An 11,809-nucleotide genomic window follows, 5' to 3' on the forward strand; every position below is an offset into this window, starting at 1 on the left:
AGTCGATTACTCTGCGTTTAACAAACTCTGCACTTCTTCGGGCGTAGCAGCAGCCATTAAAGCTTCACGTACTGATTTTTGGGAGAATCTGCCGGCCAATTTCGACAACACTTCCAAATGCTCTCCGGTGGCATTTTCAGGCACAAGCAGCACAAAAATCAAGGAAACGGGTTTACCGTCGGGCGCATCAAAAGCTACCGGTTCTTTAGTGCGGATAAATGCTCCCACCGCTTTTTTCACTGAAGCATGGCGGCCGTGCGGAATCGCCACCCCTTGCCCCAAACCGGTGGTACCGAGCTTTTCACGGGCAAACAGACAATCAAAAACATCGGCGCGTGCCAGTTCCGCTTCGTTTTCCAGCAGCAGGCCTGCCTGCTCGAAAACCCGTTTTTTACTGCTGACTTCCAAATCCAGCACAATATGGGATAAAGGCAAGATTTCGCTGATCAGGCTCATATAATTCTCTTCACACTAGGCAAAACAGGCTGTGATTGTACCTACTGTTCTATCAAAGCTCAAATTTTTCAGGGTTGCTTTACACTTGGCATTTCTGGCAATTTTTTATTTATCCCCTTTAACTTCAATAATTTATGTCAAAGAAAACATAAAGGCCGTCTGAAAAATACATTTCGGACAGCCTATCTATTTTATGCCGTTTGTTTTCAGACGGCCTGTATTGCCACCCATATATAATGCCAGGTAATACCTAAAAACCACGCCATGCCGATGCGGTTGTTTTCAAGAAAAGTGCGGAAGCATGCCCAACGGTCGCGGCTTTGGATTTCCTTATATTGCTCATACTGCCAATAAACCGTCAGCGGCAACGCCATCCAATAAGGCCATGTTGCGCCGATTTGGAAACCCAGTATCACCATCAGCATGGTGAACCAGAAATGGCACAGCATCACGGCGGAAATATCATTGTCGCCGAAAGTAATGGCTGAGGTGCGGATACCGATTTTTAAATCGTCTTCCTTATCGGCCATCGCATAAATGGTGTCATAGGCCAGCGTCCACAGCACATTGGCAGTAAACAGCAGCCATGCCAGCGGCGGCACGGTTTCGGTAACGGCGGCAAACGCCATCGGAATGCCGAACGAGAAAGCCAACCCCAGATAAAACTGCGGCAACGGGAAAAAACGCTTGGTAAACGGATAAGTTACCGCCAAAAACAACGCCGGCAAACTCATCAGCCAAGTAAGGCGGTTGAGCGGCAGCAGACACAATGCCGCCAACAAGCAGAGAATCAAGGCCAGCAATATGGCTTCTTCAGGAGAAACCAAACCCCGAGCAAAGGGCCGGGCTTTGGTGCGTTCTACTGCGCCGTCGAAGCCGCGGTCAGCAAAGTCGTTCACCACACAGCCTGCACTGCGCATCAAAAACGTACCGACGGCAAAAGCCAGCAGCACCACAAAATCAGGCACGCCTTCCGAAGCAATCCATAAAGCCCACAGCGTAGGCCACAGCAGCAGCAACGTGCCGATGGGTTTTTCCACGCGCATCAGCTTGCTGTAAATCACCAGCCTGCCTACCACGTAACGCGGCAAAAATTTCAAGAGTAAACGTCTAACATTCATGCGTAATATTAACTATATTTATTAGATTAATTGCAACAAAAAAGCCGTCTGTTCCCAAACGGCTTCAAAACTGTGCGAATTATAATCCAATCAATTAAAACAATCACACCGTTAAACAAAATTTTTCAAGTTGGGAAGAAAACACTCTGCCAAGCCCAGTTTTTTACCGTGCCAATCAAACAGAGAACGGCGCGCCAGCACCGCCTCGCCGTCAAATCCGCTTAAAACACAGGCATCTTTTAAGAAGGCATATTCAAACGGTGAACGGATTAAAGGCAGCGAACCGTCAAACAAGCGCTCACCCAGCGGGCGGGTGCCACAGTCAAGCAGATTGCGCCATTCGGAAGCTGATGCCGCACACAAACTGCGCGCCCACACCACCGGCGTATCGTCCAAACATAGCAATACGTCGCGGGCAAACCATTCTGATGCTTCGTTTTTATCGAGGCCGTCTGAAAACAAGTCGTCAAAACCGCTGCTGCCCAAATGCAACAAGCACACGGAGAAAGCATGCCCCAAACTGCGTAAAGCCACGGTAAGCGATTGCGCCTGCATAATGCCGTCTGCACCGGCCGGCAAATTGTGTTCCGGCAGTTTATCCTGCCATATCAAGGTATTACTCATATCGATTTGTTGTCATTATTTTTTACGGTCGGTTTCAGACGGCCTGATACAACTTCGGAACATCATATCCTTAGTCGATCTTCACATATTCCACCGACAAAATTTCAATCACTTCTTTACCTTCCGGCCCGTGCAACACAACTTCGTCTCCCTCGTGCGCTTTAATCAGGCAGCGGGCCAGCGGTGAAATCCATGAAATTTTGTTTCGGGCGGTATCAATCTCGTCGACACCCACGATTCTAACCGTCTGCTCGCTACCGTCGCCGCGTAACAACTCAACCGTCGCGCCGAAAAAAACCTGATCGGTTGCTTCGCGCTGCTCAGGGTCAACCACTTGCGCGGCTTCCAAACGCTTGGTTAAAAAACGGATGCGGCGGTCAATTTCACGCATACGGCGTTTACCGTAAAGATAGTCGCCGTTTTCGCTGCGGTCGCCGTTACTTGCCGCCCAGTTAACAATCTGCACGATTTCCGGGCGCTCTTTGTTGACAAGGCTGTACAGCTCGTCTTTCAAAGCCTGCCAGCCTGCGGGGGTGATGTAGTTTATCGGGGGAGATTGCGGTGCATCGGTACTCATATCTCAATAAGGCCGTCTGAAAACTTCAAAGCGGGTATTTTACTGCATTCCTCAAGAGGCCGTCTGAAATTAATCCCTTCAAGACGAATGCAGTGGCTCCGCATAACTGGTATAGTTAAACCCTAAACCGATAATAAACAAAAGGAAAACGCTTCTTCTCCGGTGCTGCTTTCAGACGGCCTGATTGTGCCTTATTTATAAATCGATAAATACCGCTTCAAAACATGCCCCGCCTATATCCCCATGAACGAGGACTGTATGCATCTGCCGCAAAAGATTTTTTCCACCGTTACCCTTACTGCCGCCGCGCTGCTTGTTACGGCGGATGCCGCGCCTTCTGCCAAATCGAATACGCCCCGACAAGCGGTGGCAGCCGCCAAAAACGTGGTGAAAGGGCATATTACCGACATCAACCTAACCCGCTCATACGGCCGCAGCTACTATGAAATCAATATCGCCAGTAACAAACGCAGCTACGAAGTGCTGGTAGACGCACAGCACGGCAGAGTGCTTTCCGTGATTCCGGATTACGAACCAGAATAATCTGTTGCAAGCCCTATAACTGCAAAATTTCCAACGCAATACTTTAAAAACACCCCTAATTCGGCACTAATTTTCCATCATTAAAATAACAGGCCTTGCTCCCACCAAAAGGAAATCGCTATGAAAAAACCATTGATGGCCATACCTGCTGCCGCCCTAGTGCTTGCAATCGCAGCACCGGTTTTTGCAGCCCAATATATATCGTCCCAACAAGCAGTTGCCGCTGCCAAAACTAAAGTGAAAGGTCGGGTGGTCGACATTGATTCCGAGCTCGACTCACGCCGCCCGCATTACGATGTGGACATCGTATCCAAAGGCAGAAAATATGAATTGAAAGTAGATGCAAGAACCGGAAAAGTTTACTCCAAACGCATCGACCACGATGATTAACCCAAATGCCGCCATACGCAACAGGCCGTCTGAAAGTTTCAGACGGCCTGTTTACACTCCAAATCAAACAACGAACGGTTAGCTCTCCAACTCGTCGCTCAAATACACTTTCGCACCGGTATCGCGCGGCATTACCAGATTCATCACCAACGCCGCCACGCCACCCATACAGATCGGGTTTTGAAACAACTCTTTAACCGGTAGCAAAGCAAACACTTCCGGCTTGAAACTCACTCCCAAACCCAAGCCGATAGAAGTGGCCGCAATCACGGCTTCGCGTCGGTTGATACCGTTAGTCATAATGATGCGCACGCCCGCAATCGCAATCAGGCCGAACATCAATACCATCGCGCCGCCGATTACCGGGCTGGGAATGGTGGTAAAGGCACGTCCGACAATCGGGAACAAACCGAGCAGCACCAAAATCGCGGCGATATATTTACCCACATGGCGCGAAGCCACGCCGGTCATTTGAATCACACCGTTGTTTTGCGCAAACGTCGTCAACGGCAGCGAACCGAGCGCAGTGGCAATCACCGACACCAAACCATCGGCCAACACCCCGCCGCGCAAACGCTGTTGGAATTCGTCGCCTTCATAAGGCTCGCCGGACACCATCGCCGTAGCGGTCAAATCGCCCACCGCTTCAAAAATACTCAGCAAATACACCAAGCCGGCCACCAGAAACGACACCCACTGGAAATCAAAACCGTATTTGAACGGCACCGGCACGGTGATTACCGGCAAATCTTCCAGCACCGAAAAATCCACCATGCCCAAAAACAAAGCCACGATATAGCCCGCAATCATGCCCACCGCGATACCGCTCATACGCAGCAGCGGATTTTTCAAGGCATTGAAAAACAACACCACTGCCAACACAAACGCTGCCAAAACAATGTTTTGCCACGAACCGAACGTACCGTTACCCAAAGCTGCAAAACCGCCGCCGAATTCGGTAATCGCCACACTGATCAAGCTCAAGCCGATCATCATCACCACCACGCCGCTCACGGTAGGCGTAATCACTTTTTTCAGATAAGGCAGCAGCCAAGCGGAACCGGCCACCAAAAACGCGCCGACAAATGCCACGCCCAATAACGCCGAAACCATCGCGTGCTCGTCCAACCCTTGCTCTTGCATGCCCAAACCAAGCGAAATCATCACGCCGACAAACGAAAAGTTAACCGACTGAATCGACAACAGTCCGGAACCTACCGGCCCGAAACGGTTGACCTGCAAATAGGTACCGATGCCCGAAGCCACCATCGCCATCGACACCAAATAAGCCGTCATTTCAGACGGCAATTTGAGCGCACCGCCCACAATCAGCGCCGGCGTAATCATCGGCACGAAAATCGCCAGCAGGTGGGTAACGGCACTCAGCAGCGCATTGGCAAACGGCGGTTTGTCTTCCAAACGGTAAACCAAATCGGGTTTATCTGCCGTTTTATGAATCGGAGCAGCCATAACGATTAAATCCTTCCTTACAGATGTAACAAAAAGCTAAAAAATGTAAGAGCGGAATTGTAAACAATTTACTCCGATGCTTCAATTTTCAGACGGCCTGATCAAGCCAAAGCCCCTTTAAATTTATGTCTTTATAATATAACAGATAAAAATACGGCATTTGCCGGAAGAGTTTAAAAGGGTTTTCAGACGGCCTTTTACCTTTGCAAACCTTTGCAGGCCGTCCGGCGGCAATATCGCACACAATCCGCAAAATTAAGCTAAAATCACAGCAATTTTTCCAATACTTCGAGAAATAAAGGTTTTACCATGTTAAAAGGCAGCATCGTCGCTCTGATTACACCCATGAATCAAGACGGCAGCGTAAATTTTGACCACCTCAGAACCCTTATCGACTGGCATATCGACAGTGGTACCGATGCAATCGTCGCAGTCGGCACCACAGGCGAAAGCGCTACTCTTCTCGTACAAGAACATCTGGCCGTTATCGAAGCCATAGTCAAACATGCCAACAAACGCATTCCCGTAATCGCCGGCACAGGTGCCAACAACACCATAGAAGCCATCGAGCTTTCCAAAGCTGCCGAACGTTTGGGTGCGGACTACACTTTGTCTGTCGTTCCCTACTACAACAAGCCCTCCCAAGAAGGTATTTACCGACACTTCAAAGCCATTGCCGAAGCCGCGAATATTCCCATGATTCTCTACAACGTACCCGGCCGCACCGTAGTCAACATGAGCAATGAAACCATTTTGCGTCTGGCGGAAATTCCCAACATCGTTGGTGTTAAAGAAGCCAGCGGCGACATTGCCCGCGAAATTGCGCTCATCAACCAAGCTCCCGAAGGCTTTGCCGTTTATTCCGGTGATGACCCCACTTCCATGCCTTTCATGCTTTGCGGCGGCCACGGCGTGATCAGCGTAGCAGCCAACGTTGCACCCAAAGAATTCGCCGACATGTGCCATGCATCATTGGCTGGCGATATCGAGGCCGCACGGGACCTCAACAAGCGGCTCGTGCCCATTTACGACGTTATGTTCTGCGAGCCCAGCCCTGCCGCACCCAAATGGGCCGCTTCCGAATTAGGCAAATGTAATGCCCACGCAAGGCTGCCGATTATTGAACTTTCTTCAGACGGCCAAGCCAAAGTACGCAATGCATTGAAAAATGCCAAACTGATTTAACCACAGGAATCACTATATGAACCGTATGAAACCGGTAGTATTAGCCGTTACCCTGATCGGCCTTGCCGCTTGCTCCGGCAACAAAGAACAACCCCGGTTGGACTACCAAACCCAAAACCGTAAAGTAGTCAACCTTGAAGTACCGCCTGATCTGACAAACCCCGATCAAGGCAACCGTTATCAGATTCCCGCAGGCGGTGGTGCCGTACGCGCCAGCGATCTGAACCGCAACAGAACGGTGCAGCAGCTTGCCAATCAAGCCGTATTGAAAAGCGTGAAAGGTGTACGCTTGGAACGCGACGGCAGCCAACGTTGGCTGGTGGTCGAAGGAAAAGAGCCTGCCGAAATCTGGCCGCTTTTGAAAGTATTCTGGCAAGAGAACGGCTTTGATATCAAATCCGAAGAACCCGCCATCGGCCAGATGGAAACCGAATGGGCGGAAAACCGTGCCAAAATTCCTCAAGACAGCTTGCGCCGCCTGTTTGAAAAAGTCGGTCTCGGCGGTGTTTACTCTACCAGCGAGCGCGATAAATTCATCATCCGCATCGAACAAAGCAGAAGCGGCACAACCGACGTATTCTTCGCTCATAAAGGCATGAAAGAAGTGTACGGCGATAAAAACAAAGATACCACTCTATGGCAACCGCGCCCGAACGACCCCAATCTGGAAGCCGCTTTCTTGGCACGCTTCATGCAATATTTGGGCGTAGATGCCAAACAAGCCGAAAACGCCTTGGGTAAAAGCGTTGCCGCCCGTAGCGGTAGCGATTTGGCCAAATTGGAAGGCAACAGCGTTGTGTTGCGTGGCGATTACGACCGCAACTGGCGGCGTACCGCGCTGGCACTTGACCGTATCGGCCTTACCGTAATCGGTCAAAACACCCAACGTCATGCTTTCTTGGTACAACCGGCTCCTCAAGAAGGAGAGGCTATCTCAACTAAGAAACCGGGCCTCCTCAAGCGTATTTTCGGCAAAGGTAAAAACCAAACACCTGCCGCGGCCGCACCCGAACTGATCGTTTATGTTGAACCTACCGCCGACGGCACCCGCCTGCGTTTGCTGAACAAAGACGGTAGTACATACCAAGGCAAAGACGCATCCACATGGCTGAGCCGCCTGCATACTGAATTACGCTAACTGCAACAAAAAACAGCCTTAGATAAAGAATCTAAGGCTGTTTTTTTGCGGAATGAAAACGTTTTACAGATCCTCTTCAAAATACGGCTGCATGCTCTGTAAATAAACTCCGGCTAATGCTTGAGGCCGTCTGAAAAGAGGCTTGCCTCCGTTACCAACAATAACGGCAAAACGGCCTGCGGTATGGGAAGTAAAAGCTATCCCAATCATCGTAATAATCATATATCCGCTGCAACCGCTGCTGGGAAATATAGTTTTGCCAAGCCAATTTATAGCAAGCCTGAAACATTGGATCGGCCACTTTATCGACATAACGCAGGCGGAACTCTTTCCGTTCTTTTTCACTCTGTTTCACCGGCGGATTGAATTGCTGCTCCATCAAAGAAGCCGTTTCCTTATCGCATTGTGCTGCCAATGCAACCTGTAACTCCTGCTCGTATTTTTTCTGGGCCGCTTCACGTGCGGCACGCTGTTCGGGTGTTACCGCACACGACGCCAGTAAAAAAACGGCAGACAAGGTTAGAGCCTTGTGAAAAGCATTCATGGCAATACTCCTTATTAAAATTAAAGCATTCCGACAATTTAATTTTAAACCTATATGAGGAATCGGTCTAATATTGCAAGCATAAATATTGAGGCCGTCTGAAAAGTGTTTTCAAACGGCCTCAATATTCACACATCAATAATAAAAGTAAAAAATGCACAGCATGAAAATCTTGCAAAGATTTCATATTTCCGTACTGTTCCATTTAGCCGAATCTTATTCAATGCCAAGCGAAACCTTAAATATTTATCCTGCTATCTCACCGTTACCTGACCTCAACACAGAGGCCGTCTGAATTTTTCAGACGGCCTCTGATATACAGTTTATCTATTACATCATTTCCAGCGTTTCGATACCCAGCAAATCCAAACCCTGCTTCAAAGTGCCACCGGCCAACTTGGCCAGTTGCAGACGGGTATTGCGAGCCGTACCTTCTGCCTTCAGAATCGGGCAGGCTTCGTAGAAACGGCTGAACAAGGCTGATACTTGATACAGATAAGCCGCCAAATAATGCGGATAAGAAGTATCGGCCACGTTTTGCAACACGTCTTCAAACTTCAACAATTCTACGGCAAGCTGTTTTTCCAACGGCTCCGTCAACACCAGCGGTGCGGCGGCATCCCATTCGCCTGCTTTTTTTAACACGCTTTGTACGCGGGTGTAGGCATATTGCAGATAAGGAGCGGTATTGCCTTCAAATGAAAGCATCGACTCCCAATCAAACACATAATCGCTGGTGCGGTTTTTACTCAAATCGGCGTATTTCACCGCGCCAATACCGACGCTTCTGCCGATTTTAGCCGCTTCGTCCGCATCCAAATCAGGGTTTTTGCTTTGCACCAATGCCGTTGCACGCTCCACCGCTTCATCAAGCAACTCCACTAGTTTTACCGTGTCGCCGCTACGGGTTTTGAACGGTTTGCCGTCTTTACCCATCATGGTACCGAAAGCAATATGCTCGGCAACAACATTTTCAGGCAGCCAGCCGGCTTTGCGGGCAACAGCGAAAAGTTGTTGGAAGTGCAGGCTTTGGCGCGCATCAACCACATACAGTACGCGGTCGGCATCCAAACGGTTCACACGGTAACGGATACAGGCCAAATCGGTGGTCGAATATAAAAATCCGCCGCCTTTTTTCTGGATAATAAAGGCTGCCGGTTCGTCGTCTTGGTTTTTAAACTCGTCCAAAAACACCACCCGCGTGCCGTCATCGTCGACAGCGATACCCTGTTCTACCAACTCGTCGGACACGTTTTGCAAATCATCGTTATACATCGATTCGCCGGCTACATCTTCGGGACGGAGTTTCAAACTCAGCTTGTCGTAAACATTTTGCGCATGGCTGAGGGAGATATCGACAAACTGCTGCCATAAAGCCAATACTGCCTTATCACCGCTTTGCAGCTTCACAACATAATCGCGGGCAGTATCGGCAAAGGCTTCGTCTTCATCAAACCGCACTTTGGCTTCGCGGTAAAATTTTTCCAAATCGGCCAGTTCAAAGGCGGCGTTATCAGTTTGCCGCTCAACCAAATAAGCCACCAACATACCGAACTGCGTACCCCAGTCGCCCACATGGTTTTGGGCGATAACCTCATGGCCGAGATAACGTAAAACACGGGCGATGCTGTCGCCGATAATGCTGGAACGCAAATGACCTACATGCATTTCTTTAGCCAGATTGGGCGATGAATAATCCACCACCACGATTTGCCGCTCGGCTTCGGCCACACCCAAACGTTTGTCGTTTAATGCAGCTTGAACATGTTCGGCAAGGAAGTCGGAGCGCAAACGCAAATTGATGAAACCGGGGCCGGCCACCTCGGCAGTTTCGATAATCCTGTTGCCTGCCAACGCATCGGCTACTTTTTGCGCCAACTCGCGCGGGTTTTGTTTGGCTTTTTTCGCCGCGCCCATTACACCGTTAATCTGAAAATCGCCGAAATCGGCATTTTTGGCAGCCTGTAAAACCACAGGCGCATCGGCAATACCTGCGGCAGCAAAGGCTTTTTCGGCTTCCGTAGCAATGGTTTGATATAGATTCATTTCGGATATTCTCTGTTTGCTCATTAAAATAAAACGCCGTCTGAAAACGGCAACCGTCATAAAGCAGCGGTTTTGCTGAATAGCCGTATTCTAAAAGAAATCAGCGTTAAAAACACCTCATTTATCGGCCGGTTTAAGAGAAAAAGGCCGTCTGAAATGTTTTCAGACGGCCTTTTTAAGTTTTATAGATAAAAACAATTGTGAATTGATACCTTAATTAATGTTGAAAATGGTCTTCGCAGGGGATACCGTCTCTGTCGCTGTCCATCTTCACATTCGGGCAATTTTTCAAGAAGAATTGGGCTTCTTCAAAGGAACGCATTTGCGAACAATATTGTCTACCGTCGCATTTAAAATTTTCCCGTACATTTCCCAACAACTTTAACTTGACAGCATGCTGCTCCGCCTGAGCATCAGATGCATCATCCGACAACTCCGACTTCGCTGCATTCCGCCCTGCCGAAGCATTAACCGCCTTTTTCCATGCCTCTCGTTCGGCCATCATTTCTGCAGCAACCCGGTCTACCACGATTTCGTTGCTTCTATAAGCCGCACGATGGGTTTGCCAATAGTCCATACCATAGTAAACCGCTGCGCTCAAAGCAGGAATACCGATAATGGCAGCAAGCATCAAACCGACCCAGCGGGAAATTTTTTTCGGTGCTTCATCAGTGAAATCGAATTGCTCCGGCTCAGGAGCCTTGCTGCGGTTGGTGTATTCGATATGTTTTGCTTCTTCTGTGCCGCGACTGTTGCAGACAATTTCAAACGATACGGTTTCGCCCTCGCGCGGTGGCGGGTTGTCGATAACAAATTCGCCGATATGGGCAAATATTTCAGCCGTAGACTGCCCTTCCCTAACAAATCCGAACCCAAGCTCGTTGTCCCAGCTGACAATGGTTCCGTGATAACGCATGTCTTCCCTTTTATTGCTTGTTTATGAAAATATGCAAATACTATTTTAAAAGAAATCGGCGGCAAAGGCATCTCTAAATTTTCTTCTGCCTTTCACCCTCTCTGCATGCCACCTGTATTTTTCCCCGACAAATCTTGACAAAGCTTTTGAAAATATTAGTATATATTTTAAAAATTATAACAAAAACTAACATGTCCGTGCTGAAAATTATTACTGTCGGCGAGCTTGTACTCGTATGTTTTTTACCACCGCCTGCCGACTTACGGAAGCAACGCCGGCTGCGGGTGTTTGCGGATACAGCACAAACTCTGTTCCATGTAGCGGAAATAGTAACCGGCATGAATAATTTAACGGTGTTTACCTTTCCGCAGACTGATCTGAAAAACCTTTCAGACGGCCTGTACCGTTTATGGAAAAAACCGAAGCATATAGCCATAAGCCGGCGTGTAGACATTTCCTCATTTGCCAAGGCAACGAGTTCGGCGAAAACTTAACCGAAGTAGCAGCTTTCCACCACACCACTCCCGAAGAAATCGTACGCCGCCATACCGAGCCTGTTTATAGCGTGTTTACGGTGGGTTTCCAGCCCGGCTTTCCTTATTTGGGCGGTTTGCCCGAAAACCTATACACATCGCGCCGCACCGTACCGCAGATGCAAATATCTACCGATTCTACCGATTCGGTAGCAATAGGCGGCAGCCAAACCGGTATTTATCCGTTTGCTTCTCCGAACGACGGACAGTAGATTATAGGCCGCACGGAAATACCGTTGTTTCAGACGGCCTCCCCCCACCGACCC

13 protein-coding genes are annotated in these 11,809 nt (G+C 49.1%); 5 read left to right on the top strand and 8 right to left on the bottom strand.

The window, feature by feature from the left end:
• Window positions 1-6 precede the first annotated feature (6 nt).
• The 4 genes from ptsN to greB form a co-directional block, all read right to left on the bottom strand.
• On the bottom strand, window positions 7-456 hold the full coding sequence (gene ptsN / locus EL216_RS04345; RefSeq protein WP_085389423.1) for a PTS IIA-like nitrogen regulatory protein PtsN: 450 nt from the start codon (window positions 454-456) through the stop codon (window positions 7-9).
• 206 nt (window positions 457-662) lie between these two features.
• Complete coding sequence (gene ubiA / locus EL216_RS04350; RefSeq protein WP_085389422.1) at window positions 663-1,577, bottom strand: 4-hydroxybenzoate octaprenyltransferase; 915 nt, start codon at window positions 1,575-1,577, stop codon at window positions 663-665.
• Window positions 1,578-1,688: 111 nt separating this feature from the next.
• Window positions 1,689-2,201 carry a chorismate--pyruvate lyase family protein gene (locus EL216_RS04355; RefSeq protein ID WP_085389421.1) on the bottom strand — a complete coding sequence of 171 codons (513 nt, stop codon included), beginning with the start codon at window positions 2,199-2,201 and terminating at the stop codon, window positions 1,689-1,691.
• Window positions 2,202-2,271: 70 nt separating this feature from the next.
• A complete protein-coding gene (gene greB / locus EL216_RS04360; protein ID WP_085389420.1) occupies window positions 2,272-2,778 on the bottom strand; it encodes a transcription elongation factor GreB in 507 nt (168 codons plus the stop codon).
• 258 nt (window positions 2,779-3,036) lie between these two features.
• Here greB and EL216_RS04365 point away from each other — a divergent pair, with 258 nt between their 5' ends.
• Window positions 3,037-3,321 (top strand): PepSY domain-containing protein, encoded by a 285-nt coding sequence (locus EL216_RS04365; protein WP_107878739.1) that lies wholly within the window; start codon window positions 3,037-3,039, stop codon window positions 3,319-3,321.
• 120 nt (window positions 3,322-3,441) lie between these two features.
• Window positions 3,442-3,711, top strand: a complete 270-nt coding sequence (locus EL216_RS04370) for a PepSY domain-containing protein (RefSeq protein ID WP_085389418.1) — start codon at window positions 3,442-3,444, stop codon at window positions 3,709-3,711.
• Window positions 3,712-3,789: 78 nt separating this feature from the next.
• On the opposite strand, the gene EL216_RS04375 is transcribed toward EL216_RS04370, so the two are convergent.
• Window positions 3,790-5,181: a nucleobase:cation symporter-2 family protein gene (locus EL216_RS04375; protein WP_085389417.1), complete on the bottom strand. Its 1,392-nt coding sequence runs from the start codon at window positions 5,179-5,181 to the stop codon at window positions 3,790-3,792.
• Between the two features lie 309 nt (window positions 5,182-5,490).
• On the opposite strand from EL216_RS04375, the gene dapA reads away from it, so the two are divergent.
• Both dapA and bamC read left to right on the top strand, forming a co-directional pair.
• Window positions 5,491-6,366: a 4-hydroxy-tetrahydrodipicolinate synthase gene (gene dapA / locus EL216_RS04380; RefSeq protein ID WP_085389416.1), complete on the top strand. Its 876-nt coding sequence runs from the start codon at window positions 5,491-5,493 to the stop codon at window positions 6,364-6,366.
• Window positions 6,367-6,382: 16 nt separating this feature from the next.
• The gene (gene bamC, locus EL216_RS04385) at window positions 6,383-7,504 is read left to right on the top strand and encodes an outer membrane protein assembly factor BamC (RefSeq protein WP_085389415.1); all 1,122 of its coding nucleotides are present in this window, start codon (window positions 6,383-6,385) and stop codon (window positions 7,502-7,504) included.
• Between the two features lie 151 nt (window positions 7,505-7,655).
• Here bamC and EL216_RS04390 read toward each other — a convergent pair whose 3' ends face one another.
• The 3 genes from EL216_RS04390 to EL216_RS04400 form a co-directional block, all read right to left on the bottom strand.
• Complete coding sequence (locus EL216_RS04390; protein WP_085389414.1) at window positions 7,656-8,048, bottom strand: hypothetical protein; 393 nt, start codon at window positions 8,046-8,048, stop codon at window positions 7,656-7,658.
• Between the two features lie 330 nt (window positions 8,049-8,378).
• The gene (gene argS / locus EL216_RS04395) at window positions 8,379-10,094 is read right to left on the bottom strand and encodes an arginine--tRNA ligase (RefSeq protein ID WP_085389589.1); all 1,716 of its coding nucleotides are present in this window, start codon (window positions 10,092-10,094) and stop codon (window positions 8,379-8,381) included.
• 217 nt (window positions 10,095-10,311) lie between these two features.
• A complete protein-coding gene (locus tag EL216_RS04400) occupies window positions 10,312-11,010 on the bottom strand; it encodes an excalibur calcium-binding domain-containing protein (protein ID WP_085389413.1) in 699 nt (232 codons plus the stop codon).
• A gap of 409 nt (window positions 11,011-11,419) precedes the next feature.
• Here EL216_RS04400 and EL216_RS11275 point away from each other — a divergent pair, with 409 nt between their 5' ends.
• Entirely contained in the window at window positions 11,420-11,755 is a 336-nt protein-coding gene (locus EL216_RS11275) for a carboxyltransferase domain-containing protein (RefSeq protein ID WP_232005267.1), read from the top strand.
• Window positions 11,756-11,809: the final 54 nt, after the last annotated feature.

This window comes from Neisseria animaloris, from assembly GCF_900637855.1.
Taxonomy (GTDB): Bacteria; Pseudomonadota; Gammaproteobacteria; order Burkholderiales; family Neisseriaceae; genus Neisseria; species Neisseria animaloris.

What these genes read in the sequence shown, in the direction of transcription:
- EL216_RS04370 (WP_085389418.1), top strand. Translation starts at nt 3,442, where the DNA reads ATGAAAAAACCATTGATGGCCATACCTGCTGCCGCCCTAGTGCTTGCA.
- EL216_RS04400 (WP_085389413.1), bottom strand. Translation starts at nt 11,010, where the DNA reads ATGCGTTATCACGGAACCATTGTCAGCTGGGACAACGAGCTTGGGTTC.
- EL216_RS04375 (WP_085389417.1), bottom strand. Translation starts at nt 5,181, where the DNA reads ATGGCTGCTCCGATTCATAAAACGGCAGATAAACCCGATTTGGTTTAC.
- ubiA (WP_085389422.1), bottom strand. Translation starts at nt 1,577, where the DNA reads ATGAATGTTAGACGTTTACTCTTGAAATTTTTGCCGCGTTACGTGGTA.
- ptsN (WP_085389423.1), bottom strand. Translation starts at nt 456, where the DNA reads ATGAGCCTGATCAGCGAAATCTTGCCTTTATCCCATATTGTGCTGGAT.
- EL216_RS04365 (WP_107878739.1), top strand. Translation starts at nt 3,037, where the DNA reads ATGCATCTGCCGCAAAAGATTTTTTCCACCGTTACCCTTACTGCCGCC.
- dapA (WP_085389416.1), top strand. Translation starts at nt 5,491, where the DNA reads ATGTTAAAAGGCAGCATCGTCGCTCTGATTACACCCATGAATCAAGAC.
- argS (WP_085389589.1), bottom strand. Translation starts at nt 10,094, where the DNA reads ATGAATCTATATCAAACCATTGCTACGGAAGCCGAAAAAGCCTTTGCT.
- EL216_RS04390 (WP_085389414.1), bottom strand. Translation starts at nt 8,048, where the DNA reads ATGAATGCTTTTCACAAGGCTCTAACCTTGTCTGCCGTTTTTTTACTG.
- greB (WP_085389420.1), bottom strand. Translation starts at nt 2,778, where the DNA reads ATGAGTACCGATGCACCGCAATCTCCCCCGATAAACTACATCACCCCC.
- EL216_RS04355 (WP_085389421.1), bottom strand. Translation starts at nt 2,201, where the DNA reads ATGAGTAATACCTTGATATGGCAGGATAAACTGCCGGAACACAATTTG.
- EL216_RS11275 (WP_232005267.1), top strand. Translation starts at nt 11,420, where the DNA reads ATGGAAAAAACCGAAGCATATAGCCATAAGCCGGCGTGTAGACATTTC.
- bamC (WP_085389415.1), top strand. Translation starts at nt 6,383, where the DNA reads ATGAACCGTATGAAACCGGTAGTATTAGCCGTTACCCTGATCGGCCTT.